A 26,166-nucleotide genomic window follows, 5' to 3' on the forward strand; every position below is an offset into this window, starting at 1 on the left:
GGAGCGAAGTTTGTACTGAAATTGGGATGACACGTTTAAAGACAGCAGGCGTAGTGGCGATGCGATCCGGTGCCATCGCACGTCTCTATGAACATGGCCGGGTAGGGTGGCGAAAGATCGCTACTGGTGCCGCAGCGGTGCTCGCGGTCGCGATGGGTTACCACGTTATCTTTGGGCAGAATGGGCTGACGGTTTATCAGCAGAAGCGCAACGACGCGCAAAGCCTCGACATTCAGCTGCACAGTCTGCAGCGCGAGAACGATCTGTTGAAAGGGCATGTCGGCAGATTACAGAGCGATCCGAATGCGATTGAGCATCAGGCACGCGAGGAATTGCACTACACGCGGCCCGGTGAGGTGATCGTGTATATGCCCGCTCCCGCAGGATCAAGTCCTACAGGTGTCGCAAAGCAGTAAATGAATCTGGCTGCTTAGCCTTGCAGTGCCTTCCAGACACTTTCCTATCCCATCCTTTGGAGCTGTCTTCTTCTTTGCTTACTTGAGGGCGGCGGAGCTCTTGTGCTACTCGGACCGGAGTGCCTGGGTGAGGTCAACCGAGGCTGCGCGATTGGCTGGCAGCAGAGAGGCGGCCAAGGCTAGCAGCAGGAGCGACAGTGTCGCGAGAGTGAGAACCAGGGGATCAAAGGCACTCACCCCGAAGAGTAAGGTCTTCAGCAGACGGGAGGCGGCGATGGCCCCTGCCAAACCTATCGCACACCCGATGAGTGCGAGTTTGGCGCCTGAGATAACCACCAGACGAACGATACCCGCGCGCTGAGATCCGAGAGCCATTCGAATTGCCATCTCCTGCACACGCAGCGCGACTGAGAATGCTATGACGCTATAGATTCCGAGTACGGCCAACAAGACTGCGATGAAGGCGAAGGAGGAGATCAGTGCGGTGTTGAAACGGCGGGGTGCCTCGGTGTCCGAGATGGCGTGCTCCATGCTTTGGACCTGGGTGAGAGGGAGCTGCGGGTCGATTGAGTGCACTGTGGAACGCAAGAGATTTTCCATCTGCTCGGGTGCCATTGCTGTTCGCAACACAATGTACCCGCCGTTGTCTGCGATGTCGGTGGGAGATCCGAGTGATCCCGCCATCTCTGCTTCCTGCTCGTCCGGTATGTAGTACTGCTGCTTCAAGGGAAGGTCGGGGGAGTTCTCCTTCACGTCTGCGACTTCGCCGACTACCGTCGCCCACGGTGTCTTCATCGTCTCCGTGCCGATACGAAACCTCTTGCCAATTGGGTTTTGATTGGGCCAGGATTGCTGGGCCAGCATGTGGTTGACGATGATTACGGGTGGCTGGTTGGCGTTGTCATCGGGTGTGAAAAACCTGCCTTGGAGGAGTGGAATCCCCATTGCCCGGAAGTAATCACCTCGCACACCGATTGAGGTTCCTAGATCGAGCCCCCCCGCAGTCGCCGGCAGGGAGTGTCCTTCTGCGACAAAGGCGCTGCTGGAGTTGTTTCCGCTCGCTGGGAGGAAGGTAGTAAAGCCGACGGCTTTGACACCGGGAAGGGCTTGCAGACGTGCCAAAAGCTCGTGGCCGAACTCATTGACGGCAGTCTGGTTTTCATATTGTTTTTTGGGGAGACTATAGCTGGCGACGAGGGTGTGATCCGGTTGAAAGCCGAGATCGACCTGGCGCATCTTTTCAAAGCTGCGAAGCAAAAGTCCGGAGGCCGCCAGCAGAACGAGTGCTACGGCGATCTCGGAGATGACGAGTGCGGAGCGAAGCCTGGCGTGGCCGCCGCCTGAGGTACCGGTTCGGCCGCCTTCTTTCAGGGTGTCGTTGACGCTGGTGCGAATGGCCGCAAACGCGGGGGCGAGACCGCAGATGACGCCTGTGACCACTGCAAGTCCGAGGGCGAAGGCGACGACCGGCCAGTCGAGGCCGATCTCATTGATGCGCGGCAGCGTTTCAGGAAGTGCTTGAATGCCCACACGAAGTGCAATGGCGGCGAGAATTAGCCCCAGGACTCCTCCCGATACGCTCAGGACGAGGCTTTCTAGGATCGCCTGCCAGAGCAGGGTGGAGGCGGTGGCCCCGAGCGCGAGACGGACGGCGATCTCGCGGCGGCGACGGATGGAGCGCACCAGAAGAAGACCGGCAAGGTTGGCACACGCGATCAAAAGAACGACGGCAACAGCGAGAAAAAGGGTACGGATCAGAGGCCGCGCCTCTTCCACGGTCTCTTCATCCAGCGGCCGGATAATCGAGGTGATGCTGAATTCTGCCATGAAGGCGGGGTAGTTCCTTACAGTCTCTTTGGCGACAAGGTTTGCGTCCTCGATGGCCTGAGAGATGGTTACACCCGGCTTGAGGCGGCCTACCATCTGAAAGTTCCACGAGGCTGCGCCGGTGCCGAGCTCCTCCGGTTCGAAGCTGACCGGAACCCAGAACTCACTGCGGTTAAGGTGGCCAGGGACGAGAGGGAACTCGAAGTTGCGGGGCATCACGCCGATGATGAGGTAGGGCTTGCGATCGAGCAGGACCTTGCGGCCGAGGATGTTAGGGTCGCCCTGAAAGCGGGTCTGCCAAGTGGAGTAGCTGAGGACCAGGACCTGCTGGTGCTGATCGTCCTCCTGCTTCGTGAAGAAGCGACCAAGAAGGGGCTGGACAGCGAGGGCAGGGAATACGCCACTGCTCATGCGTGTTGCGTTGACGTTGGCGGCCTCGCCTGCGCCGGAGAGCTCATAGCTGGTGGAATGGTAGCCGCCGAGGCTGGTGAAACTATGCGTGTCGCGGCTGTAGTTGCGGATGTCGGGAGCGGTGACGCCGGCTTCATTATTACCACTGCCGGTGTCCAAACCTTTGAGGATATCTGAGAGAACAACGAGGCGGCTCGGTTCAGGAAAGGGCAGCGGCCGCAACAGGACGCCTTCAACAAGAGAGAAGATTGCCGTGGTAGCACCGATAGCTAAGGCCAGCATCAGAATGGCCGTTGCGGCGAATCCGGGCGACTTGGATAGATGTCGAACTGCAATCTTCAGATCTTGAAAGAAAGAGCGCATGCGGGTCCTCGAAGAGATGATTATGAGGGAGTTAGCAATTGCCGTGCCAGAGAGAACACGGACGAAAGCTCATTTTCCGGGGTTTTCTTTGGTCATGGATGTTTTGAGGAAGCGGTCGGTGTCCAAGATCGGAATGGTTGTCCGCGAACGGACACGAGTAGACGGTGGAGTCTTTGGAGCGCCGGAGGCGGGTGAATTTCCATAGGCTGATGATTTATACTTGTCGCTTGCCCTGCAACCGGCGTGGCGTTGGTCGAGAGACCTCCCCGCAAGGTCACGCAAAATCCCGGGCACGCAGCCAATCCCGGCACGGGAGAGGCTTTTGCGCGAAGTGAAGGTTTTAGTCAAGCATGATTCGTATTCTGCAGCAGGACAACCGCATCACGAAGATTATCTTCGCCGTCATTATTGGATTTGCCGTGATCACGATGGTGATTACGCTGGTGCCCGGCATCTTTGACAACGCTACGACGAACGATGCGTCGGTTTATGCCACAGTGAAGCAGCCCGGAGCCTTCGGGCGCGTCTTTGGAGAGAGCACGCCCATCAAGACGGTTGAAGTTAATCAGCTGGCCAGTCGGCAGCTGCAGCAGCAGCACTTTCCAGATGCGCTGCTGCCTTACTTTCTGCCGCGCGCCGGGCAGATTCTGGTGCAGCGGGCGATCCTTAAGCATGAAGCAGACAGAATGAATCTGCAGGTGAGCGATGAAGATCTGCGCCGCGAGCTGCAGACCGGCCCATTTGCGCAGTATCTGTTTCCCAATGGCCAATATATCGGCGACGATGCGTATATCAATTTTGTGCAAAGCGCGTTTCAGACAACTCGCGGGGACTTTGAGTCGCAGGTGAAGAGCGATATGGAGCTCAACCGCCTGCAGGCGCTGATCACGGGTGGCGTGTCGGTATCTGATAACGCAGTGCGTGAGTCCTACAAGGTCGATGGTACCAAAGTGAAGTTCGACTACGCGGTGATCTCGGCCGATGATGTCCGCAAGACAATCAACCCGTCGGATTCGGAGTTGCAGGCGTTCTTCAAGACAAACGCGGCGCGGTATGCGAATGCTGTTCCTGAGCAGCGGAAGATTGAGTATGTTTCGTTCGATACGTCAAATCTGCCAGGCGGCAAGCCGCAGATCTCGGATGCGGATGTGTTGGCCTACTACAACGCCCATCAGGATCAGTATCAGGTCAAAGAGCAGGTGAAGGTTCGTCACATCCTGATCGCAGTTCCTGCTGGTGCCGATGCTAAGACCGATTCCGCGGCAAAAGCGAAGGCTGAGGATATCCTGAAGCAGATCAAGAGTGGCGGAAACTTTGCGGACCTAGCGAGCAAGAATTCGGACGACCCAGGCAGCAAGACGCAGGGCGGAGAATTGGGCTGGCTGGATCGCGGCAAGACAGTACCTGAGTTTGATAAGGCGGCGTTCACCCTTGCACGGGGACAGACCTCGGAGCTGGTCAAGACACAGTTCGGATATCACATCCTGCAGGTCGAGGAGAAGAAGACGGCGCATCTTCGCCCACTGGCTGAGGTGAAGCCGGAGATTGTGCCGGTGCTCGAGCAGCAGAGGGCAGGCGCGGCGGAGCAGACGTTCGCTTCGTCACTGGCTACGGATGCGAAGAAGAACGGTCTGGACAAAGCTGCTGTTTCGAAGGGGCTGCACGCGGTGACGACCGACTATGTTTCAAAGGACGGCGTGATCGCTGGGTTGGCAGATGGTTCGGGATTGTTGACGCAGGCGTTTTCGGTGGTGAAGGGTGCAGACCCGGCTCCGGTCGCTACCGGCGATGGATTTGCCGTCTTCCAGGTGACCGACGTAAAGCCGGCTCACGCTCCGGAGTTTGCGGATTACAAGTCTCACATTCTCGAGGACTACCGCGAGCAGCAGGTGCCTCAGTTGCTGAGCGCCCAGTTGAACAAGCTGGACGAGCGGGCGAAGGTGCTGAACGATCTGAAGAAGGCTGCGGCGGAGATGAACGTTCCATTGAAGACCAGCGATCTGGTCGGCAAGGATGGCCAGGTGCCGGATCTCGGTGCGATGAGCGGTGCAGGTTCGGTGGCGTTCTCGTTGCCCAAGGGCGCGATCTCAGGGCCGATCAATGCCGGGCGAGTTGGAGTTGTGCTCAGCGTGATCGACAAGCAGGAGCCCACGGCCGACGACATCGCGAAGAACTTCAACGCAACGAAAGACAAACTGCTCAACGAGCAACGGGAAGAGATCTTCCGTGTCTACATCGGCGAGTTGACCCAGAAGTACGAGAAGGGTGGCGCGGTCAGGTTCTCGAAGAAGCAGGCTGAGCCCGGTTTGCCAGCCGGCAACTAGCCGTTCGCTCCATGCTGTAAAAGATGCCCCAGGAGAATCAAGACCTGGGGCATCTTTGCGTTTTGCATCGAAGCACACTGCCGTCGATCTCGCCGGGCTGAATGGCGGCGCCTCCAGGGATACTGATCGTACCTGGGAGAGTACCTCACTAAGGCAAATAATCTAAGCCTGACGGTTAGGATGGATGGTGGCGCCGATGACTTAATTGTAGGCGAATGGCCGGGTGCGCCCAAGGGCCTATCATTTTGCGGTGCGAAGATCGATTTTTGGCATCATACGTTGAGGCTATATAGGGGGGCTGGATGAGTGGGGAAGTGAGCAATCAGGAACGTCTTTCGGGAGTCTTGCTGCATGTGACCTCGCTGCCTTCGTATGGTGGAATAGGGGACTTTGGACCTGCCGCGTATGAGTTTGTAGATTTTCTGGCAGCAGCGAAGCAGAGAATGTGGCAGGTGCTGCCTCTGAGTCCGACCGGTTATGGGAGTTCTCCCTACTCCGCGCTTTCGGCGTTTGCGGGGAATCCGCTTTTGATCAGCCTCGAAGCTCTGGTCCATGACGGGTGGATTGCAGGAGAGCGGATTGCAGGGCTGCCGGGGCATGACGGGTCCGCGGACTTTGAGGCGGCGTTTCGGCTGAAACTGCCGCTGATCGAAGAAGCAGCTGGGAACTTCCTCGACCATGCGCCGGATAACTGGCGGGCGAGCTTCCAGAGATTTTGCGAACACAACAGCTCATGGCTGCAGGACTATGCGATGTTCAACGTGCTTCGTCGTATGCACGAGTATGGCAGCTGGCATGAGTGGCCACCGGGGTATGCACGGCGTGAAGGCGATGCACTGGGCAAGCTTTTGAACGATCGTGGACGCGAGCTTGCGATTGAGCAGGTAGTCCAGTTTTTTTTCAATGAGCAGTGGTGCGCGCTGCGGGGATACTGTGCCGAGCGGAAGATTCGCATCATGGGAGATGTTGCCATCTTCGTAAACTACGACAGCGCCGATGTATGGACGCATCCCGAGATGTTTGAGCTGGACGAAGACCTAAGACCGGTTCGTGTGTCGGGTGTGCCGCCGGATTACTTTTCCGCGACCGGACAGCGTTGGGGAAATCCACTCTACAAGTGGGGTCTGTTGAAAGAGCGAGGATTCGACTGGTGGGTGGCGCGGATTCGGCGGTCGTTGACCCTGTATGACGTGATCCGGCTGGACCACTTCCGCGGGTTTGAGGCGTTCTGGTCGATTCCCGCTGAGGAGGAGACGGCGATCAATGGGCAGTGGGTGAAGGCTCCAGGGCATGAGCTGTTTCAGCGTTTGAAGGAGGTCTTTGGAGATCTGCCATTTGTCGCGGAGGATCTTGGGCTGATCACCCCCGAGGTGGACGAGCTGCGGGAGCACTTTGGCATGCCAGGTATGCGTATTCTGCAGTTCGGGTTCTCGGATCGTGGCGCACATCTCTATCTCCCCCATCGGTACGTTCCGAATACGGTGGTGTACACGGGCACGCACGACAACAACACGACGCTGGGTTGGTGGCGGGATGATGTGAGCGATGTCGAGCGTACGAATGTGCAAACCTATCTGCAGAAGATCGATCACGACGAAGATATCGTCTGGGCGATGATTCGTGCGGCGGCTCGGTCTGTGGCGAATCTCTGCGTCTTTCCGATGCAGGATGTGTTGCATCTGGGCAGCGAAGCGAGAATGAATACGCCGTCGGCTGGAGCGGGGAACTGGTGCTGGCGGTACGGGCTGAACGCCGTGCATCCGGACTTTGCAGCTCAGCTGGCCGACCTGATGGCGATGACCGATCGTGATGGATGGGAGAAGCCATCGGAGGGGGTCGAAGCAGGCAAGCCGGTAGAAGAGGCGTCGAAACGGGCAGAGCTGGGCGCGAACGTTTAGACTGAATAAGTATCTTTAATCTCTTAGGAGCACCAAAGCATGCCTCTCTCTGGCGAAGCAATCCGCACTATGAACTACGTTGATGACATCTCGGTAACGCTACGCCGCATTCTAGCAGTGCTGCCGTCGCTGACAGAGGAGGAGCGCCAGCGCGTGTCCGAGCATATCAAGGGCGCAGAACCGAGCTACGACTCCGTAATCGCTGCGGTCGCGAGCAAAAAGTGATGCAGGAGGTTGCGCGCCAGCTGCTTCCCGAGATTCGCAGGGTTGCGATTATCGGAGCGGGAGTGGCTGGCCGCAGCTTCGCTTTAGCTTGTGCCGCGGCGGGCTTTGACGTGGTGCTCGAAGACGTGATGCCGGCCAATCTGTGGCGGGCCGAGGCGGAATACTCGGACCTGAGCAAGCGCGTTGCGGCGGGAAGCCTGGAGTTGGCCGCGACGGTTGAAGATGCCGTTCGCACGGCTGATATTGCCGTCGACTTTGTGCCGGATGAGCTCGAGTCGAAGCTTGAAATCTTCAGCATGATCGACCGGATGGCCCCGCCCAAAACAATTCTGTGTACACCAAGTTATGCGCTGAGCATTACGGATCTGGCGTCCTGTGTCTACAGGCCGGATCGGTGCGTTGCTGTGCGGGGCGAACTTGTGCGGGGTGATGCAGCCGTAGCGCCGGTGGTACAGGTGTTATATCCGGCGGCTACCTTGAAGCCGATTGTCGAGACTGTCAGCCGGTTTCTCTCTACACTTGGACTTGCGGTACAGGCGGAGGCGGACACGGAGGAGCCTGCGCTGATCAAGAACGTCTCCCGGGCGACACACTAGTTGCTTTCCTGTTGCAGTTATCCCTATCTGTGTCAGCGAAGACTGCCGATGTTAATTCATCGCTGGAAGGGAACTGGTTTGCGCAACTTTGCGTAGACAACTTCGGGAAGCTTTCGTCCAACCATAGCTATGCGCGCTCTTATCAATATCTTCGCTCAGGTATTCCGGTCGATCGGCGCCAATAAGCTGCGTTCGTTCCTGACGATGTTCGGCATTGCCTGGGGTGTCGCCTCGCTTTTGTTGTTGATTGGACTGGGAGAAGGGTTCCGTTCGGGACAGCGTAGGGGGCTCGCCGAGCTTGGCACCGATGTGATCATGATGTGGGGTGGAACGATACCCGTACTGCCCGAGCAGCATGTGGGAATGCGTCCGTACAAGTTGACGATGAGCGATGCGGCGGCGATTCGTGAGCAGGCCCCAGACGTTCGTAACGTCACCTCGGTCATCAACCGCAGCGATTTGAAGCAGGTGAGCGATTTTTCAAGTGCGGGCGGTCAGGTCTTGGGAGTTGAACTCAACTATCCGGAGATTTCGAATCTTCCGATCGCACAAGGCCGCTACTTAGACCAGCAGGATCTGACCGAGCGACGGCAGGTAGTGGTGCTGGGACAGAGGATGGTCGGGCTTTTATTTCCGGGTCGGCCCCCTCTTGGTGCAGTCATCACATTGAATGGCTACCGGTTTCAAGTGATCGGGGTAGCGAAGAAGGTAGGGCGTGGTAACAATGACGGGCCTAATCAGAGAATCTACATTCCGTTGACCACAATGCAGGAGTTCTTTCCTCTGACTGGCGACAACATCCCGCAGGATTCGATCTCTCAAATCCAGTACCAGCCGCTGACAGAAGAGTTGAACGAAACCGCGAAGGCTGAAGTACACAAAGTCATCGCGACACGCCACGGCTTCGATCCAGCTCGGAAAGAGGGATTCGAAGAGTGGGATACGATCAAGTCGAACCGGATGGTGGGGTTGATCTTTACCGCGATGGACGTGTTCCTTGGGGGCGTCGGAATCGTAACGCTGGCGCTAGGTGCTGTGGGAATTATCAACATTATGTTGGTGACGGTGACAGAGCGAACGAAGGAGATTGGTCTTCGCAAAGCACTGGGTGCGACAAATCGGAGCATTCTCTTCCAGTTCTTTCTTGAGGGGCTGACGCTGACGGCGTTGAGTGGGCTGATCGGAATTATCGGCGCTGCGGCTCTGATGGCGGCGCTCGGTTCGGTAGTTGGAAATAACGACATGGGATTTGATCCCCCGCGCCTTGTACCGTGGTCGGCTGCGATGGCGATGGGGACGCTGACATTGTGCGGAATTGTGGCCGGGCTCTATCCGGCGAGGCAGGCCGCGATGCTCGCTCCTGTGGAAGCACTGCGAAAGGAATAAGACCATGCTGAGTGACATCCTGGGGCAGGCTATTGAGGCGATGAAACATAACCGTCGACGGACGATGATTACGATCGTAGGCATGGCGTGGGGCATCGCGACGGTAGTGCTGCTGCTGGCCTATGGCGCGGGGTTCGGGCAGGCGTTCGAGAACATCTTCGCGCAGTTTGGGACAAACATGATCGGCGTCTTTCCGGGTAGGACCAGCGAGCAGGCAGGAGGATCGAAGGCGGGTGTGCAGGTCCGACTGACTCAGGAGGATGTGGAACGGATTCAGGAGACGGTGCCGGGTGTGATGCGCGTGGCCCCAACAGTGGATAAAACCGTTCCGGTTCAGAACGATCTGCACAGTTATAGCTGGGATGTCACAGGGATTACGCCGAATCTGCAGTCAATCCAGAGACTGGACCTCGCCGAGGGCCGGCCAATCACCGAGGCGGACGTGCAGCAGAGGGCGCACGTGACGGTAATCGGATCAGAGGCGAAGACGAAGCTGTTTTCAGGCCTGTACCCGATCGGAGAGAAGATTCGGCTGAATGGAGTAAGCTTCGAGGTGGTGGGGGTGATGACGCCGAAGATGCAAGAGGGGGATGATAACGACATCAACCGCCAGGTGAATGTGCCGCTCACCACGATGAGCGATATCAAGGACACAAAGTACCTCGACGGTATTTGGCTGGATTACAAGGGCGATCCGAAGATGGTCGAACTGGCGCTGCGCAAGACCCTCGCGATAGCGCATGGTTACAGGCCGAGCGATCGCCGTGCTGTATTTGTGGCGAACATCATGGAGCAGTTGACGCAGTTTCGGATTATTTCACTGGGGTTGCAGGTGTTGTTGTCGTTTATAGGCGCTCTGACCTTGGGAATTGCTGGCATCGGTCTGATGAATATTATGCTCGTGAGCGTGCAGCAGAGAACGCGCGAGATCGGGGTGGAGAAGGCGCTGGGAGCGAGGAAGCGCCACATCCTGCTGCAGTTTCTGGCTGAAGCACTGGTAATCTCGGGGGTCGGCGGCGTTGGCGGAATCGCCTTGGCGTACGCTGTGGCAAAGGGAGTAGGGAGAATTACTTTCTACAGCGCACTGGCCTCGAACGCGGAGGCCGGGGATATTCATCTGCTCATCTCGCCGAACACCGTTCTGGTGGCAACGGTAATTCTCATTATTGTAGGAACAATCAGCGGGATGATTCCGGCGATGAAGGCCGCAAGCCTGGACCCCATCGAGGCACTCCGGTACGAGTAGGAGCGAGATTTTTCACAAATAGGTCACGTCTTTTTCGTCCAAAAAGTCTTCGTTACAACTGCGAACCACCAAAAACTGGCTAACATGGAGTATTGATCGCCTTGAGCAGGGCAATAATTTGCTGGTCTAAATACATTCGCGAGGCGAAGTGAAGCAGGTTAAAACTCCTAAAGAATTCATATTCCATCGCCGTGAGCCCGAGTTTAGGAGCGAGCCCGAGGCTCTAGCTAATGCAGAAGCTCTCTTTGAGCGCGATGTGATCTCGATCTCGGACGGATTAATCGAGGCGATCGTACTGGAAGAGCAAATCGTAGACTCTCTCCTCATGGAAACTTCGATTCTCGAACGGGTCAATCTGTCGAACAGCAAATTCAGTTCGATCAAGCTCGCCGATGTGCGCCTGGTGAACTGCGATCTGGCAAATCTGGAGGCCAAGGCGATGTCCTTGGTGAGAGTTGAGTTCGTCAACTGCCGAATGACCGGTTTTCGCGCGAGTAAGTTGGATTGCCAGGACGTCTTGATCTCGCAGGGGGACCAGCGATACTCGCAATTCCGCTTCTCTCACTTCAAATCTTCGGAGTTCGATTCTTGCAACTTTGAAGAGGCGGACTTCTATGGAGCGGATCTCACGGGCACTCGATTCCGCAGGTGTAATCTTCGGAACGCGGAGATGAGCAAGAGCAAGCTTGTCGATGCGGATCTGCGAGGATCGGTGGTGGATGGAGTGCAGTTGAATGCGGAGGACATCAAGGGCGCATTGGTCGATGCATCGCAGGCACTGCAATTTGCACCGCTCCTGGGGATACGAATTGTCTGATGTGTACTAATTTTCCGTCTGCTCACGCTTGTACGGCTTTTGCATAGAGGCGCGGGCTTCATTGACAGCACCCTGGGTGTTGTCATTGGTCTGGACGGCGAGGCGATACTCGTTGACGGCGCGGTCGCGCTGACCGGTCACGTCAAAGATCCGGCCCAATTCGATGTGGCTCCAGACCTCGACCCACTTGGGGTCGCCGTCGCCGCGAAGAGCGTCACGGAAGCTGTTAGCGGCGGACTGGTAGTTGCGTTGCATGAAAAAAATTTCGCCTATGCGATACGCAGCGAGCGAACTGTTCTTGTTGGCATCAAGAGCCTTTTGATACTCAATGAGAGCAGCTGTGAGATCCCCCTGAGCCACCTGCTCCTGACCACGGAGGACAGCGACGCGAACAGCCAGGTCGGGCGTACTCTTCAGCAGCCAGTTCTCAGGGTCGATGCTGATGCGGCGGGGACGCCCGAAGGTTTCGATGGAGTACTGCGAGTCGGATCCGGAGACATCGACGCGGCGAATCTCGGTCTTACCGTCGGTTTCGATGCGGAGCTCAATCGGCATCCGAAAGAGATCAAGATCCTGGGTGATAGCTCCAATCGTGCGAAATCCCTTGTTGTTACCTAGACGGAATACGGAGTACTTATCGGCAAACGCGGGCGCTCCCGTGCCGTCGAGCCACTGGGCAAAGAACGGTTCAAGCTGCAGGCTTGACTCCTTTTCCGCTATGGTCTGGACGTTAGAGGTGTGGACAGACTTGTCAGCGTACTGCGAGAGAATGGCGCGGAGAAACTTGATGAAGACGTCGTCGCCCATCTCCCAGCGAAGCATATGGAAGACCATTGCGCCTTTTTCGAGGGTCATGGACTGGAACTGCGGGGAGAAGGGATCAAGGCGGCCGATGGTTGTCAGGGGTTCGGTGTCGTAGGCAAGGGCGCCGGCGGAGACGTCGGTGATGGCGGACTGGAAGGCGTTTTTGCCAGAAGAATCTTCCAGATACATCAGCTCGGCGTAGCGGGACATACCGTTGGTGATCCATGCATCGTTCATCGTTGCGGGCGATACCTGGCTGCCCCACCACTGGTGGGCAAGTGTGTTGGAGAGCAACCGTTGTTCGTTGCGAGCTGCAATTCGATTGCCTGCGATGGCGGCGATCTCCGGGGCCCACGCCGCGGAGACAGCGTCGTCAGGCAGCTCGACCAGGTTCATGCGGGTGGATTCGGGCTGACCGAAGGTGCCGGACAGGAAGAGATATTCGCGCTCGCCCAGGCTGGCGAAGTCGTGGGCGTGGTCCTTGTGCTTTTCGGTGACATAGACGCGCATGTTCCCGGCGGTGATAGGCTCAATGAACTTTCCCGCGATGATGGTGCCGGGAAAACCGGGTTTGGCCCACTTAAAGATATGCTCGGTGCGGTTCCCCGGAAGGCTCTTTGCTGCGGCGACTCCACTGCCCGAGCCTACAACGCGCTCGTCCGAAGGCACCCGGATGTGCATCTCGGCGGTGAAGCGATTGGTGAAGAGCGCGGTCATGGGAAACCAGCGCCCGGCATAGAGGAGGATGCTGATAGGGTCTTCGACGGAGGCGAGCTTGATGCCTTCGACCGGACTGGTCTCAGCGCCTTTCAGGGTGCCAGAGTACTCGAAGTGATAGGTAGTGCTTGCCCCCTTTGGCAGCGGCGTGGCCAGGGTGAAGCGGACGGTACTGTTGTTGGTAAGGCGTTCGGACTCGAGAGGATGGCCCTGGGCGTCGGTGACCTTCGTGATTTGAAGGCCGTTGTTCAGCTCGAAGGTAGGGGTTGAAAGCTCTTCAAGGGCGGTGAAGGTAACATCAGCGGTGGCGCTGAGGCGGTTGACCGAGGGGTCAAGGTCGGCGCTGATAACGTAGCTGGTGATTTGCAGCTGAGGTTTGGCGGGTGCAGCCCAGACCGTCGCTGTGATTAGGCAGAGTGAGAGCACTCTCGTGGGTGTGGTTCGAAGGATGCGGAAGAGAGCGGCCATGCGAGCTAAGATTCCTCAAAACATCATGGTACAGCGGTCGATTGATTAGACGCTTGCCGTTATGTTTCGGCCACCTGCGGGAGTACTTCGAGACAGCAGCTCTTCGATCCCATCGCAAACCCGCTGTATAGAGCTTGAATCGAACTGCGGACGGAGAATATGGCGGACTTCTGCGAGGTCGTCGATCATCTGCTCGCGTTCGGGGCTGTCAGCCAGCAGGGGAGCCAGAGCGGTCGCCACGTCTTTGGCAGTAAAGCGGTCCTGCAGGAGCTCCGGCACGATCCGGCGCCCGGCGATGAGATTTACCATGGCGATGGGCAGGTTGCCGTCGGCGTCGGTTTGGCCGGTCGGCCAGATCTCGGGTGGGTAGCGGATAAGACGTTTTGCCAGCCGAAAGGTGACGGAGGAGACGCGGTAGACAACGACAAAGGGGTTTCCAAGCACCGCCGCCTGGACCGTGGCTGTGCCGCTGGCGACGACGCTGGCCCGGGCATGGTGGAGAGCCTCGCGGGCGTCGGGCACAAGATGAAGATGCAGGCGCTTCAGGTCGGACTCGGGCTTTGCCGGCCACCACTCGTCAGGGCCAGCGATATAGGCCGCTAGCTTTTGACGATCGATAGTGGCAGCTACGGGCAATAGAAACTCGAACCCGGAGGAGAGTTGGTAAGTCAACTCGATCATTGTGTCTACGTTGGCGGTGACTTCTTTCCAGCGACTGCCGGGCAGAAGTGCTATCCACTGCCTGGCCGGATCAAGGCCATGGGCCGCGGCGTAATCTTCGCGAGAGATCGTCGGGATGGGAAGTTCAGCCAGCGGATGGCCGACAAATGCGGCGTCGACTCCTCTGGCACTGTAGAACTTCTCTTCAAACGGAAATATCACCATCATGCGATCGACGCGCTGCTGGACCCAACGGAGGCGGCGTCGCTTCCAGGCCCAGAGTTGCGGACTTACGAAGTAGATGACCGGGATGCCCAGTTTCTTCAGTTCGCGCGCAAGGCGGAGGTTGACGTCGGGAAAGTCGATTAGGATTGCGACGTCGGGGCGCCGCTCTTTGATGGCGGCCACGAGGCGGCGGTACTCCCCATAGATATAAGGAATGTGCCGGATGACCTCGGTGATGCCCATGTGGGCGACATCCTCGGCGCGGACGATGCGCTCAAGGCCGGCCTCTTCCGACTCCCTCCCTCCCAGCCCGAAGCTGGTGAGGCCTGCCCGGCGGCTGCGAAGTTCAGAGAGGACCTGGGCGCCGTAGTGGTCGCCGCTGGCTTCGCCTGCCGAGAGGAAGATGCGCGGATTGGGACTAGTTGGCAATGGATCCAGTGTAGATTTTTATCGTGGAGATTGCATGGATTTAAGTGCAGCTAAAAAGGTTCGCGCAGTACTCGAGCCGGCCAATAACGGGCTGGGTTGGGTCATCGTACGGCTTCCGTTCGAGGTGGAGGAGGCCTGGAAGAAGATGGTTCGTCTGCGGGTGAAGGTTGAAATCGGGGGCGAGGTCTTCCGCACTTCGCTGTTTGGCGATGCAGTACGGGGCGGCCACTTCGTTCTGGTGAACAAGAAGATGCAGCGAGCAGCCGCGGCGAAAGTCGGGACAGTAGTCGACCTCCGGATTGAGCCTGACCTTGCCGAACGCGAGGCGGTCGTGACGCTCGAGTTTGAAAGGCTCCTTAAACGGGAGAAGAAGCTCGCCAGGTGGTACGGAGAGCAAAGCGGGTCGATGCAGCGCGAGGTAGGGAAGTGGCTGGCCGCGGTGGAAGGTCCTCAGGCGCGGCAGAGACGGGCGGAGCAGATGGCCGAACGGATGTTGCTAACCATGGAAGGAGAGAGGGTGCTGCCCCCGGTGCTTGAGGTCGCGTTTAATAGGGCGCCGGCGGCTCGGAGAGGCTGGAAGCAATTGACGGTGACGCAGAGGAGGAGCAGCCTGCTCGCGATCTTTTATTATCAAAGCCCTGAAGCACGGGAGAAGCGGGTGAAGAAGTTGGTGGAGGATTGCCTGAAGGCGGCGAAAAGATGAGAGACCAAATTCTTTCTTTTGGGCTGGATATCGTCGGCCGGGTGTTTCTTCGAAGAGACCGCCTGAATGGCTCGATGAAACGTCTGCTCGATGCGTTCGCCTTCGCCCAGCAGCGTCTGATTATTCACAGCGGTGACAGGAAACTATCTGCGGTATACGTTCGAGCGAGCGATGATGCGCCTGTGTTTCTAATCTGCCATGGGATCGGTGAGCAGGTTGAATATTGGAGTGGCGTTCAGGAGCTTTTGAAGGCAATGGGCGTTTCATCGCTCGTATTCAACTACTCAGGATATGGCGCGAGTTCCGGAAGAGTGAGCGTACCCCATTGCGAAGAAGATGCGATTGCGGCCTATCGGTTGTTGAAGGATCACGGGCACCGGCACATTTTTCTGCTCGGCTTTTCTCTTGGCTCAGGGGTGGTCTTAGCTGTCACACCGACAATCGAGGTTGAAGGTGTGATTCTTTGCCAGGGGTATTCCACACTTCGCGAAGCGGCGCTTGCAATGGGGTTTCGACGTTGGATGACCCATGCTATGCCTGATGTCTGGCACAACCTTCGTCGGCTGAATGAAATAACAACTCCGGTTCTAGTCGTACATAGTGATGGGGATCAACTATTCCCTGTAGCAATGGCGAAGCGCGTCCACGAGGCTTCTGGGTCGAGAGGGGAGCTAATCATCGTCTCTGGATTTGCTCACGACGGGCCAGTCTACTTTCCGGCAGAGGTATACTGGCGTCCGATTGTTGAGTGGGCTGCGCGAATGTCTTCCAGGGTGGTTGCGGAGCAGTTGCCGACGGAGATCAGTCGGCGTTGAGAGGCTCCAGCGGGACAGAATCGCTCCCCGCGCTGAGTTCCTGATCGCGGTACTGGAGTTGGTAAAGCTTCCAGTAGAGCCCGCGTTCGGTGAGAAGCTGCTGGTGGGTACCGCGTTCGCGCAACTGACCTTTGTGCATCACGAGGATGGTGTCGGCGCGTTGAATCGTCGAGAGACGGTGAGCGATAAGGATCGAGGTGCGTCCGGTGATCATGCGGGAGAGTGCGAGGCGGACGCGAAGCTCGGTGTCGGTGTCGACCGAGGAGGTGGCTTCATCAAGGATCAGAATACCGGGATCGTGGGCGAGCGCGCGGGCGAAGCTGATGAGCTGTTTCTGACCGGTGGAGAGCGTAGCACCACGTTCGCGGACTGGTTCAGCAAATTGCAGCGGAAGCGAACGGATGAAGTCCCCAACGTTGACCTCGTCAGCTGCTAGTTGGAGCCGTTTGTCGGTGATCCATTTGGAGCCAAGGCGAATGTTGTCGGCGATGGTGCCGGTGAAGAGGAAGGGGTCCTGTAGAACAACGCCGAAGCGCTGGCGCAATTTCTTTAGATCCTGCTCGCGGACATCGATGCCGTCGACCAGAATGCTGCCGCGCTGGATGTCATAAAAGCGCATCATCAGGCCGGTGATGGTAGTCTTCCCGGCGCCGGTGTGGCCGACGATTGCGGCAGTTTCGTCGGGTTCGACGGTGAAGCTGACGCCGCGAAGAATCCATTCGATATCCGCAAAGGTGTTGAGTTCTTCTTCGGTTGCCGAGGCTATACGCACGTGTTGTGCGTCATCGAGCTTCTGATAGGTAAACCAGACGTTGTGGAATTCGACGCGTCCAGAGTTATCATCAGCGATCGGAGCGGCTGGCGAGACGATGGTCGGCTGCGTATCCAGCAGGTTGAACACTCGTTCGCTGGCGGCCATGGCAGCTTGCAGAATGTTGTACTTCTCGCTGAGATCCTGAATGGGCCGAAAGAAGCGCTGCGCATACTGGATGAAAGCGATGAGAATGCCAACGGTCACGACGTTGCCGGCTTTCGGCAGAGCATGTAAAAGCGGCTGGAGTTCGTGCAGTTGCATCGCCTGAAGATAATGAAGCGCCGAAATGCCGCCGCGCCAGATCACAAGCGCGATCGCCGTAGCGCTGAGGAACTCAACGACTGGGTAGTAAACAGCGTAGGCGAAGATGGCGTCGGTCCAAGCTTGCTTATTCTCGGCATTAACTGAGGAGTAGTCGTTAAAGGCGCGGCGCTCGCGGTTGAAGAGCTGCACGATAGACATGCCCGAGACATACTCCTGCGTGAAGGAGTTGATACGCGCGGTAGCGGCGCGCTGACGCCTGTAGCTGTCGCGAACGTGGCGCCGAAAGATCTTGGTGACGTAAAGAATCGCCGGGATGACCGAAAGCGCCAGGAGAGCCAGAGGCCAGCTCATCCGCAGCATAATGAGAACGATGAAGAGAAGTACGAAGATGTCCTCGAAGATGGCGAGCACGCCGGAGGTAAACATCTCGTTGAGCGCATCTACATCCGAAGTCACGCGGGTGACAAGCTTGCCGACAGGGTTGTGATCGAAGAAGGAGGGCTGCATGCGTTGCAAGTGACGGAAGATCTGACTGCGAAGGTCGAACATGATCTTTTGGCCAGTCCACTGCATCATGTAAGTCTGCGCAAACTCCAGCACATAAGTGAGAAGCAGCGCACCGAGATAGAGACAACCGATCTGAGTGATGCCGGTCATGGGCCGCGAGCTGAGATGACGCGCAAGCCAAGAGAGCTTTGCCGGCGGCGTGTCGGTCATGTAGGTGTCGACCGCGACCTTGACCAGATACGGCCCCATGACATCTGTCGAAGCTTTGAAGAAGATGGTGAGTGCGGACAGGCCAGTCTGCAGCTTGTAGGGCCTCAGATAAGTTAGAAGGCGGCGCATGAGGCGCGCATCGTAGGCTTTGCCCGCGACCTCATCGTCCTGCGACGGTTTTTTCGAGGGCTGTTCCTTCGGATCCTTCGGTTTCTGGTCGTCGGCCATTTGCAGTCTTTATTCTAGATGCTTAAGGCTGGCCGGAGATTCGGAAGTGCAGTTCCACTAATGTTTTACGTCGGTTACCACCGCGCCCAGAACGTTGCCCTGGTTATTCTGCTGGGCGAAGACTACCACGCGGATGTTGACCAGATTCGCATCTTCTGGCGCGTTGAGGCTGAAATTAAGTGGGCCGGCGCTCAGGTCTTTCAATGAGCCGATGCGTTGCAGATTCCGCACAACACCGACGTGCTTTAGCCGGCGGCCGCCATTTTCACCGTTGCGAACGTCGGTGAAGTCGGCCGGGTCGACAAGAGCAGCGTAGAGTTCGCCGTGCGACAAAGACGCCGAAGACGCTGGCAACGAGACAGAAGCTGAAATCTTTCGGGCGTCCACCGCGGGACGGGACAGCGACAGGTTCAGCTTGGCCTTCTGCGCAGCGCTCGTGATCGACCGGCGTGCGTGGGTGGAGTCGTTGCCCACGAACTGGTCGGCTCCGTCGACGATCATCTGCGGTGTGTAGACGCCATCGACGCCGAGGCGGGCACTGTACTGGTTTTGTCGCTCCGTGTACTGGTGCGAGGAGAACCGGTCGTGCCAGCCGAGGTTATCCCAGTAGTCGACGTGCTCCCCGAGAACGATGATCTCTACGTTCTGAATGGGCTGATCCTGGTCAAGCTTGGCCAGCAGCGCATCTGCGGGAGGGCAACTGGAGCAACCCTCCGAAGTGAAGAGTTCCACCAGCACCGGCGTGCGGTTAGACGAAGCAGATTGCGAGAGTGCGGAGATCGGCAGGGCAAGGAAGAAGAGCGAAAGGAAATAAGTGAAGAAGGAACGAATCTGCAACATAGGACGGAACCTCTTTTTTGTTAGAGTCGCCGTAGTTGGTTTAGTTACGTCGAGAAACGACAGGGCGTGAAACAATTGAGGGAGGGGTATTTTGGACGAATGGCTGGACCTGTCGGTGTCTACATCTCGGTTCCGTTCTGCAAGGCGAAGTGCACCTTCTGCAACTTTGCTTCCGATGTATTCGGCGCAGAACGAATGCAGCACTATATCAATCGCCTGTGTAGGGAGATTCGCGGAGCGCACACGGCTGCAGAAAGAATCGAAGGCTCGCTCCCCAGGGCCGTGGACACGATCTACTTCGGCGGAGGGACGCCTAGCCTGCTTTCGGCTCAACAGTTTAAGAAGATATTTCAGCATCTGCGCAGCGAGTTCGACCTTAACCCCGATGCGGAGATCACTCTGGAGTGCGCTCCCGGCCAGCTCGCGGATGAAACCTTGGACGAACTGCTGCAGCAGGGAATGAACCGGATCAGCTTTGGAGTTCAGTCGTTTGTTGACCAGGAGACGACGGCCGTGGGGAGGCTGCATACCCGTCAGCAGTGCGACAAAGAGATTGCGAGGGTGACAGCGGCTGGCGTTCGCGAGATCAACGTTGACCTAATCGTCGGGCTGCCGCACCAGACAGCGCAGAGTTGGCAGTATTCGGTAGAGAGAGCGGTTGCAAGTGGTGCGCCACATATCAGCGTGTATCTACTTGAAGTGGATGACGACTCGCGGTTGGGGCGAGAGATGCTGAAGCAGGGAAGCCGCTACAGTGCGGCGGCTGTACCTAGTGAGGATCAGGCTGCGGAGTGGTATCAGCAGGCGTGCGACATGCTGCACGAGGCAGGTGTGCAGCAGTATGAGATCTCGAACTTCGCGCGACCAGGACACCACTCCCGTCACAATCTGAAGTATTGGCAGCGTCAGCCCTACATCGGCTTTGGACTCGATGCTCACTCGATGCTCCGTGCTGGTCGGGATGCGGTGAGATTTGCCAACACGAGCGATCTTGATCAATATCTTGGACAAATATCCGAACCAAATTCGTTTCAGATATTTGGCTCGGGAGACCACACGACGCATGCCGAGGCAAATGCTGTCGGGCGCGGCCAGGCCTTTGAGGAGTCACTCTTTCTCGGCTTGCGTTTGAATGAAGGGGTCGATCTCGACCAGTTGCGGAGACAGTTTGGCGAGGACTTACTGGAAGAAACGATGCCTGCACTGATGGAGGTCCGCGATGCAGGTCTCCTCGAACTCTATTCCGACAATATTCGGTTGACCCCACAGGGGCGATTAGCGTCGAACGAAGTCTTCAGCCGTCTGTTGATTCCTACCGCCGCATAACAAAGAACAACTGCCACAGGAGAGAACGAAGCCCATGATCGATCTGCGCAGCGACACCGTGACCCGTCCCACTGCAGCCATGCGCGAAGCGATGGCCTCCGCGGAGGTAGGTGACGATGTCTACAGTGAAGACCCGACCGTCAACCGCTTGGAGAAGGAGGCCGCAGAGGTCTTCGGTCGCGAGGCCTCCATCTTCGTGCCAACGGGGACGATGGGAAATCAGATTGCAATTCGACTGCACACGCAACACGGGCAGGAAGTCATTTGTGAGGCGCGATCGCATGTGCTGGACTGGGAGATGGCGATGATGTCCGCATTCTCCGGCTGCCAGGCGCGGACGGTCGCGGCAGAGCGAGGCATTCTTACGTGGGACCACATCAAGCCTGCGATCGGAGCGAAGATCTACTACAGGGCACAGACTGGCCTTATCACTCTCGAGAACACACACAACATGGCCGGCGGTACAGTGACCCCGTTGAAAATTCTCGAAGAGGTATGGGCAGGCGCACGCGAAATTGGCTTACCAGTACATCTAGATGGAGCGAGAGTATTCAACGCTGCAACTGCGCTGGGACTCAGCGTTGCGAAGTTGACGAGCGGATTCGACACCGTGATGTTCTGTCTGTCAAAGGGTTTGGGCGCTCCCGTCGGCTCCATGCTGCTCGGCAGCAAAAAAGCGATTGAATCTGCGCGAGTTTATCGTAAAGCTTTGGGCGGAGGGATGCGACAGGCGGGGGTCCTCGCTGCTGCAGGGCTCATCGCCTTGCATGACATGCCAAAGCGGTTGCAGGAAGATCACTCAAACGCTCGTCTTTTGGCAGACGCGGTTGCAGCGGAGCCCAGTAAGGCAGAGACCGACCTGGATAGCGTGCAGACCAACATTGTGATCTTCAAGCTGCGCGGCAAAGACCACGCAAACGGTGGGGATGCCGTAGGCTTCGTTGCGGCCTTAAAGCAGAAAGGAGTGTTGGCCAGCGCCATTGGTCCGCACTCTGTACGATTCGTGACGCACTACGATGTTGATCGCGCCGCCTGCACCAACGCCGCAGTGATTATCTCTGAGGAGTTGCGGGCGCTCTAGCGGCGAACCCGGCTTTGCTTCGCAGCTTTAGTCTCCGCCGGCATTGATGGTGGGATTGGTCGCGAGGAAGACGCTCACCTGGGTGCCGTGCGATGCATCGCTTGTGTCGCTGGTAACCGAAATAATCCCCCCGTGTTTATTGATGATTCCACGGCTCACCCAAAGGCCGAGGCCAGTGCCATGCTCTCCTTTGGTCGTGAAAAAGGGTTGAAACAGGTGTGGCTGCACATCGTCTGGAATGCCCTCGCCATTATCGGCGATCGTTACCGTTGCTCCTGCCTGCTGCTTCTGGCCGTTTGCTTCGACGCTTGCGCTCCGTGGCGCGACGCTGACCTTCACCTTACCGCCAACGCCCGCTGCTTCGGCTGCATTGGTGATGAGGTTCGTGAAGACTTGGCGCAGTTCTGCAGGAAAGGCACAGACTTTGATCGGTTCAGGCATCTCGGTTGTAGTCGTGACACCGAGATCACTCAGCCGCCTTTCCATCAGGAGAAGAATCTCCTCGAGCATCTCTTTGAGATCGACGATCACGGGAGCCTTCGATTCGCGATACAGCCCAAGCATGGCGCGGCTGATCTGCGTGACTCGCGTTAACTCCTGTTCGGCCATGTCCATGAAGTGGACAGACTCTTCCGGAGACGCTCCATTGCGCATTAGGTAAAGCAGATTCGACACAGAATCTAGCGGATTATGAATTTCGTGCGCGATAGTGGCAGCAAGACGACCTGCAACCGCCAACTTCTCATTCGCGATCAAAGCCTCTTGTGTCTTGCGTTCCTTCGTGATGTCGCGAAAGACAAGAACGATACCGATCGTGTTTCCGACCTTATCGTGGATCGGCGCGCCGCTGTCGGAGATATCGAGTTCAGTGCCATCCTTGCGCAGAAGAATAGTGTGATGGTTTGCCATGCCCACGATCTTGTCCAGCCGCCTCACCTTTGCGACTGGCGTCTCCACCGGTTCACGCGTAGTCTCGTCGACGATGCGGAAGATCTCTTCAAGTTGTCGTCCATTGGCTTCAGACTGGCTCCAGCCCGTCAACTCCCTGGCCACGGGATTCATCATCTGGATGCGGCCTCCGGCGTCGCACGTGATGACGCCATCGCCGATCGATTCGAGCGTTGTCCGAAGTTGTTGCTCCGATTGGTAGAGCTCTTCCGCGCGGCGGCTAAGAATATCGAGCGACCCTCGATAGGCCGCGGAGACGGCATGGAGACGGCTTCGCGTAAACAGGCCAATAAACACCCCCATGCCAAGGGCCAGCGCGAGCAACACTAGCAGCAGGCTATGAACCTGGCGATGCCAGAGGGCGATGCGCCGGGCGCGGCTGGCCTCAGCCTTCTCGATAATATCGGTCAGGTCGTGGCGAACGTTATCCATCAACACCTTGCCGTGAAGGTTCAGATCCACGTCGTTCGTCTGTCCCCCTCCGCGAACGGTCGCAATAACGGGAAGGGCAAACGCATCCTGCCACGTCTGGTGTTCGTCTCGGAGATCCGCAATGTCGTGCTTCTGGTCCGCGTCCGCGCCTGCCATGTTGTCGAGGGTCTGAATCTCGGTCTGCAGGTGGGACTCAGCCTCGTAAAACGGCTGCAAAAATCTTGTGTCGCCGGTAGTTTCATATCCGCGCAGACCCGATTCCTCATCGACAACCAGCTTCGAGAGAAGGGTGGCCTGGGAGATTCTGGCATCAGATTCCTGGATCAAATTCACGGTGACATTCGATCCCCTGATCTGAACGTAGAGCGCACCGGCGACCAACAGCAACGCCACCACAGGCAATACGAACACCTGCCTTAAAATGTTATTGAACTGACTTAGATTCACTGTCCTCTCAATCTCGTACTTTGCTTTGAGTGGTGGGTCAACTGACTGGTTGCAGCAGGCTGCCTAGTTTTTCCAGAAGAACCGGCGCGCCCTCTCCCTTGGTCATATACAGATCAACAACAGCAGTCACCTCGGGAGCCAGCCCAATATAAGCCGAGAGCAGAAGGATAGGGACCTGGGGCTTGACCCGACGCATTTGGAGAGCGATCTCGCCCCCGTGCATGCCCGGCATCGAATAGTCCAGCACAACCGCCTCCACTGGCTCAGCAGAGAAGATAGCGAGCCCAGTCGGTCCATCAGAGGCGGTCAGCACTCGATATCCAGCCCGTTCCAGCAAAATCTTCCGAACCTCGAGCCCGATTCGTTCGTCATCCACGCAAAGGACGAGATTGGAGTTCCGTTTCATGGAGTTCAGATCATCTACAACTTGTAGAGTTACTCTAGAGTATACGAACGTACTCTTCATACGGTTTACTGTGGATGATTCATCGTACGTTAGCAATCCCCCGTCCGGGGTGCGCTAACCTGACGTTAATCAAGTCGCGATTTGACAGGGGTTTACGAAGTGAGTCAGACGATTTTTGTTTTGGAAGACGATGCGGATATCTCCCGCTTGGTGCAGTACCACCTGGAGAGCGCAGGTTTTACAGTTCGCCCATATCTCGCTATCAATCAGATACTTGCCGATGCTGAACGGCAGCCGCCCGCGCTTTTCCTCCTGGATATTATGGTGCCTGGCGGCGACGGCCTCGACCTGTGCCGGCGGCTTCGTCAGAATCCTACCCTCAGCGTGGTTCCGATCATCTTCCTCACCGCCCGTGCAGCTGAGAACGACCGCGTCCACGGCTTGGAGATGGGTGCCGATGACTACATCACCAAGCCCTTCGCCACCCGTGAGCTCGTAGCCAGAGTTAAGGCAGTACTAAGGCGCTTCGAGCGGCCAAGCTCGCCCTCGGTGCTGAAGTTCGAGAACGTAGAGATTGACGCCAGCGCCATGCAGCTTCGCGTGAACGGCGAACTTGTCACGACGACGGCGACAGAGTTCCGGCTTCTGGACTATCTTGCCCGGCATCCTGGACGCGTCTTCAGCCGCGATCATCTCTTGGATGCAGTTTGGGGCGATGCCCGCTTTGTCACGCCGCGCTCCGTCGACGTGTATGTCCGGCGTATTCGCGAAAAGATCGAGGCTGACGCCGAGACGCCGCGCTATCTTAAGACCATGCGCGGTGCAGGCTATCGGTTCGAGATTCCGAAGGCGGCACAGGCCTAGGCGAGGGGGCAACTCGTGAGGCGCAGCTTCTTTCTTTCGGTATTCTTCCGCATCGCGATCGCATCGGTACTCTGTGCGCTGGTCGGGCTCTCCTCGCTCCCGTACCGATGGATCATCGCTGGCCTGCTCGTCATCGCATGGGCCGGCATCAGCGCGTTCTTTCTCGCGCGTTTAGTTCGGCAGGACGTCACACTTCTGCAAAACTCGGCCGCGGCCGTTCCTGAGCGCCAGGTCGGGGAGATCAATCCCACCTTCACCGACTTCGATGGACTGGCACGTGCCATCTCCGTAGCCTCCGATCACGTCAACCGCTCGCTGAGCGACGCCTCGGAGAGTCGCCACGAGCTTGAAGCGATGATCGACAGTATGCAAGATGCCGTTGTGGCCGTCGATCCCGCAGGCCGCATTCAGTGGACCAATCAGCGGATGCAGAAGCTGATTCCAGGCGCCTCGTTCAGTAGTGCCATCCGCGTCGGCCATGCGCTAGTCCAGACTATCCGAGACCCGGAGATTCTGGACTGTGTTCGGACCGCACTCGAACAGAGAGTCGTGAGCGATGGCCGATCGACCTCACTTCTGCCTGGGCGTATCTTTGAAGTCAACGTCTCTCCGATGCCCGGTGGCGGAGCCGTGGCCGTTCTCCACGACATCACACGCATCGAACAAGTTGAACGAACCCAGCGCGACTTCGTAGCCAACGTCTCGCATGAGCTGCGTACTCCGCTTACCTCGATCACCGGTTACGTTGAAACTCTGCTCGACCATGAGGCATCGCTCAGTCAATCTGCGCGAGAATTTCTGAGTATCATCCTGAAGAACGCAACTCGCATGAACCGCCTGACCGAAGATCTCCTGGTCATGGCGCGAGTCGAATCGTCCGAACAGGAGTTGCACCCGGCTCCCATCCCAGCCGACATTCTGGTACGCGACGCCGTGCAGGCGATGAGCGGCCTCGTACAGGACACCGAATCCATCCTCGAAATCGGTGACATTTCCACTGCCGAGGTCTTCGCTGACACTGACGCCATCCTCCAGGTGCTCAGCAATCTCATTGAGAATGGCATCAAGTACGGGCAGGCCAGGAACGCGCCCGTCTCCAAGGTGGTCGTCTCGTCCCGGGATGTGTGGGATCCGATTGAAGCCGTCGAGTTCAGTGTTCGCGATTTTGGCCCCGGAATTGCTTCAGAACATCTCGGCCGCATCTTCGAGCGCTTCTACCGGGTCGATAAAGCGCGCTCACGGGAGTCGGGAGGCACCGGGCTGGGACTCGCGATCGCACGACATATGGTGCAGACGCACGGCGGATCGATTCGTGCAGAAAGCGAGCTAAACGCCGGCAGCAACTTTATCTTCACACTCCCCAAGGCTCAGAACTTGGTGGAATAATGCCGTTTTCACTACGATGTAACCTCTCCGTAACAATTCCGCCTCACACTCAATATTGAGATGTATTGACTGATTGATTTGGA

Annotated in this window: 21 protein-coding genes; 14 read left to right on the top strand and 7 right to left on the bottom strand. The window is 57.5% G+C overall.

Features of this window, described 5'->3' with window-relative positions:
• The first annotated feature begins 26 nt into the window (after positions 1 to 26).
• The gene (locus tag RBB75_RS16900; protein ID WP_257030907.1) at positions 27 to 416 is read left to right on the top strand and encodes an FtsB family cell division protein; all 390 of its coding nucleotides are present in this window, start codon (positions 27 to 29) and stop codon (positions 414 to 416) included.
• 105 nt (positions 417 to 521) lie between these two features.
• Here RBB75_RS16900 and RBB75_RS16905 read toward each other — a convergent pair whose 3' ends face one another.
• The gene (locus RBB75_RS16905; protein WP_179637841.1) at positions 522 to 3,017 is read right to left on the bottom strand and encodes an ABC transporter permease; all 2,496 of its coding nucleotides are present in this window, start codon (positions 3,015 to 3,017) and stop codon (positions 522 to 524) included.
• A gap of 350 nt (positions 3,018 to 3,367) precedes the next feature.
• Here RBB75_RS16905 and RBB75_RS16910 point away from each other — a divergent pair, with 350 nt between their 5' ends.
• The 7 genes from RBB75_RS16910 to RBB75_RS16940 all read left to right on the top strand — a co-directional run bounded on the left by RBB75_RS16910 (position 3,368) and on the right by RBB75_RS16940 (position 11,509).
• Complete coding sequence (locus RBB75_RS16910; RefSeq protein WP_179637842.1) at positions 3,368 to 5,341, top strand: peptidylprolyl isomerase; 1,974 nt, start codon at positions 3,368 to 3,370, stop codon at positions 5,339 to 5,341.
• Between the two features lie 302 nt (positions 5,342 to 5,643).
• Entirely contained in the window at positions 5,644 to 7,239 is a 1,596-nt protein-coding gene (gene malQ, locus RBB75_RS16915; protein WP_179637843.1) for a 4-alpha-glucanotransferase, read from the top strand.
• Positions 7,240 to 7,278: 39 nt separating this feature from the next.
• Complete coding sequence (locus tag RBB75_RS16920) at positions 7,279 to 7,464, top strand: hypothetical protein (RefSeq protein ID WP_179637844.1); 186 nt, start codon at positions 7,279 to 7,281, stop codon at positions 7,462 to 7,464.
• Positions 7,464 to 8,060, top strand: a complete 597-nt coding sequence (locus RBB75_RS16925) for a 3-hydroxyacyl-CoA dehydrogenase NAD-binding domain-containing protein (RefSeq protein ID WP_179637845.1) — start codon at positions 7,464 to 7,466, stop codon at positions 8,058 to 8,060. The genes RBB75_RS16920 and RBB75_RS16925 overlap by 1 nt, the downstream gene beginning before the upstream one ends.
• Before the next feature lie 129 nt (positions 8,061 to 8,189).
• Positions 8,190 to 9,446 carry an ABC transporter permease gene (locus RBB75_RS16930; protein ID WP_353068735.1) on the top strand — a complete coding sequence of 419 codons (1,257 nt, stop codon included), beginning with the start codon at positions 8,190 to 8,192 and terminating at the stop codon, positions 9,444 to 9,446.
• A gap of 4 nt (positions 9,447 to 9,450) precedes the next feature.
• The gene (locus RBB75_RS16935; protein WP_179637847.1) at positions 9,451 to 10,692 is read left to right on the top strand and encodes an ABC transporter permease; all 1,242 of its coding nucleotides are present in this window, start codon (positions 9,451 to 9,453) and stop codon (positions 10,690 to 10,692) included.
• Positions 10,693 to 10,948: 256 nt separating this feature from the next.
• Positions 10,949 to 11,509, top strand: a complete 561-nt coding sequence (locus RBB75_RS16940) for a pentapeptide repeat-containing protein (RefSeq protein ID WP_353068736.1) — start codon at positions 10,949 to 10,951, stop codon at positions 11,507 to 11,509.
• Positions 11,510 to 11,515: 6 nt separating this feature from the next.
• On the opposite strand, the gene RBB75_RS16945 is transcribed toward RBB75_RS16940, so the two are convergent.
• Both RBB75_RS16945 and lpxB read right to left on the bottom strand, forming a co-directional pair.
• Positions 11,516 to 13,498: a M1 family aminopeptidase gene (locus RBB75_RS16945; RefSeq protein ID WP_353068737.1), complete on the bottom strand. Its 1,983-nt coding sequence runs from the start codon at positions 13,496 to 13,498 to the stop codon at positions 11,516 to 11,518.
• 45 nt (positions 13,499 to 13,543) lie between these two features.
• Positions 13,544 to 14,812, bottom strand: coding sequence for a lipid-A-disaccharide synthase (gene lpxB / locus RBB75_RS16950; RefSeq protein WP_353068738.1), 1,269 nt, complete (start codon positions 14,810 to 14,812; stop codon positions 13,544 to 13,546).
• A gap of 34 nt (positions 14,813 to 14,846) precedes the next feature.
• Here lpxB and RBB75_RS16955 point away from each other — a divergent pair, with 34 nt between their 5' ends.
• Both RBB75_RS16955 and RBB75_RS16960 read left to right on the top strand, forming a co-directional pair.
• The gene (locus RBB75_RS16955; RefSeq protein ID WP_353068739.1) at positions 14,847 to 15,515 is read left to right on the top strand and encodes a YdeI/OmpD-associated family protein; all 669 of its coding nucleotides are present in this window, start codon (positions 14,847 to 14,849) and stop codon (positions 15,513 to 15,515) included.
• Positions 15,512 to 16,330 carry an alpha/beta hydrolase gene (locus RBB75_RS16960; RefSeq protein WP_353068740.1) on the top strand — a complete coding sequence of 273 codons (819 nt, stop codon included), beginning with the start codon at positions 15,512 to 15,514 and terminating at the stop codon, positions 16,328 to 16,330. Before RBB75_RS16955 ends, RBB75_RS16960 begins: the two co-directional genes overlap by 4 nt.
• On the opposite strand, the gene RBB75_RS16965 is transcribed toward RBB75_RS16960, so the two are convergent.
• Complete coding sequence (locus RBB75_RS16965; protein ID WP_353068741.1) at positions 16,317 to 18,353, bottom strand: ABC transporter ATP-binding protein; 2,037 nt, start codon at positions 18,351 to 18,353, stop codon at positions 16,317 to 16,319. The genes RBB75_RS16960 and RBB75_RS16965 overlap by 14 nt on opposite strands.
• A gap of 57 nt (positions 18,354 to 18,410) precedes the next feature.
• Positions 18,411 to 19,193 (bottom strand): DUF1223 domain-containing protein, encoded by a 783-nt coding sequence (locus tag RBB75_RS16970; protein ID WP_353068742.1) that lies wholly within the window; start codon positions 19,191 to 19,193, stop codon positions 18,411 to 18,413.
• A 99-nt stretch (positions 19,194 to 19,292) separates the two neighbouring features.
• On the opposite strand from RBB75_RS16970, the gene hemW reads away from it, so the two are divergent.
• The gene (hemW, locus tag RBB75_RS16975) at positions 19,293 to 20,519 is read left to right on the top strand and encodes a radical SAM family heme chaperone HemW (RefSeq protein WP_353068743.1); all 1,227 of its coding nucleotides are present in this window, start codon (positions 19,293 to 19,295) and stop codon (positions 20,517 to 20,519) included.
• 34 nt (positions 20,520 to 20,553) lie between these two features.
• On the top strand, positions 20,554 to 21,600 hold the full coding sequence (locus tag RBB75_RS16980; protein ID WP_353068744.1) for a threonine aldolase family protein: 1,047 nt from the start codon (positions 20,554 to 20,556) through the stop codon (positions 21,598 to 21,600).
• Positions 21,601 to 21,627: 27 nt separating this feature from the next.
• Here RBB75_RS16980 and RBB75_RS16985 read toward each other — a convergent pair whose 3' ends face one another.
• Together RBB75_RS16985 and RBB75_RS16990 are read right to left on the bottom strand one after the other, a co-directional pair.
• Positions 21,628 to 23,391, bottom strand: coding sequence for an ATP-binding protein (locus RBB75_RS16985; RefSeq protein WP_353068745.1), 1,764 nt, complete (start codon positions 23,389 to 23,391; stop codon positions 21,628 to 21,630).
• Positions 23,392 to 23,464: 73 nt separating this feature from the next.
• On the bottom strand, positions 23,465 to 23,833 hold the full coding sequence (locus RBB75_RS16990) for a response regulator (protein WP_179637858.1): 369 nt from the start codon (positions 23,831 to 23,833) through the stop codon (positions 23,465 to 23,467).
• Positions 23,834 to 23,992: 159 nt separating this feature from the next.
• Here RBB75_RS16990 and RBB75_RS16995 point away from each other — a divergent pair, with 159 nt between their 5' ends.
• Together RBB75_RS16995 and RBB75_RS17000 are read left to right on the top strand one after the other, a co-directional pair.
• On the top strand, positions 23,993 to 24,697 hold the full coding sequence (locus RBB75_RS16995; RefSeq protein WP_179584361.1) for a winged helix-turn-helix domain-containing protein: 705 nt from the start codon (positions 23,993 to 23,995) through the stop codon (positions 24,695 to 24,697).
• A gap of 15 nt (positions 24,698 to 24,712) precedes the next feature.
• The gene (locus RBB75_RS17000; protein WP_353068746.1) at positions 24,713 to 26,083 is read left to right on the top strand and encodes a sensor histidine kinase; all 1,371 of its coding nucleotides are present in this window, start codon (positions 24,713 to 24,715) and stop codon (positions 26,081 to 26,083) included.
• Positions 26,084 to 26,166: the final 83 nt, after the last annotated feature.

Source organism: Tunturibacter empetritectus, from assembly GCF_040358985.1.
Taxonomy (GTDB): domain Bacteria; phylum Acidobacteriota; class Terriglobia; order Terriglobales; family Acidobacteriaceae; genus Edaphobacter; species Edaphobacter empetritectus.

Coding starts and splice junctions, on each gene's coding strand:
- RBB75_RS16910 (WP_179637842.1), top strand. CDS start 3,368: ATGATTCGTATTCTGCAGCAGGACAACCGCATCACGAAGATTATCTTC.
- RBB75_RS16920 (WP_179637844.1), top strand. CDS start 7,279: ATGCCTCTCTCTGGCGAAGCAATCCGCACTATGAACTACGTTGATGAC.
- RBB75_RS16960 (WP_353068740.1), top strand. CDS start 15,512: ATGAGAGACCAAATTCTTTCTTTTGGGCTGGATATCGTCGGCCGGGTG.
- RBB75_RS16970 (WP_353068742.1), bottom strand. CDS start 19,193: ATGTTGCAGATTCGTTCCTTCTTCACTTATTTCCTTTCGCTCTTCTTC.
- RBB75_RS16935 (WP_179637847.1), top strand. CDS start 9,451: ATGCTGAGTGACATCCTGGGGCAGGCTATTGAGGCGATGAAACATAAC.
- RBB75_RS16955 (WP_353068739.1), top strand. CDS start 14,847: ATGGATTTAAGTGCAGCTAAAAAGGTTCGCGCAGTACTCGAGCCGGCC.
- RBB75_RS16930 (WP_353068735.1), top strand. CDS start 8,190: ATGCGCGCTCTTATCAATATCTTCGCTCAGGTATTCCGGTCGATCGGC.
- RBB75_RS16905 (WP_179637841.1), bottom strand. CDS start 3,017: ATGCGCTCTTTCTTTCAAGATCTGAAGATTGCAGTTCGACATCTATCC.
- RBB75_RS16925 (WP_179637845.1), top strand. CDS start 7,464: ATGCAGGAGGTTGCGCGCCAGCTGCTTCCCGAGATTCGCAGGGTTGCG.
- RBB75_RS16990 (WP_179637858.1), bottom strand. CDS start 23,833: ATGAAACGGAACTCCAATCTCGTCCTTTGCGTGGATGACGAACGAATC.
- RBB75_RS16965 (WP_353068741.1), bottom strand. CDS start 18,353: ATGGCCGACGACCAGAAACCGAAGGATCCGAAGGAACAGCCCTCGAAA.
- RBB75_RS16980 (WP_353068744.1), top strand. CDS start 20,554: ATGATCGATCTGCGCAGCGACACCGTGACCCGTCCCACTGCAGCCATG.
- RBB75_RS16900 (WP_257030907.1), top strand. CDS start 27: ATGACACGTTTAAAGACAGCAGGCGTAGTGGCGATGCGATCCGGTGCC.
- RBB75_RS16945 (WP_353068737.1), bottom strand. CDS start 13,498: ATGGCCGCTCTCTTCCGCATCCTTCGAACCACACCCACGAGAGTGCTC.
- hemW (WP_353068743.1), top strand. CDS start 19,293: ATGGCTGGACCTGTCGGTGTCTACATCTCGGTTCCGTTCTGCAAGGCG.
- malQ (WP_179637843.1), top strand. CDS start 5,644: ATGAGTGGGGAAGTGAGCAATCAGGAACGTCTTTCGGGAGTCTTGCTG.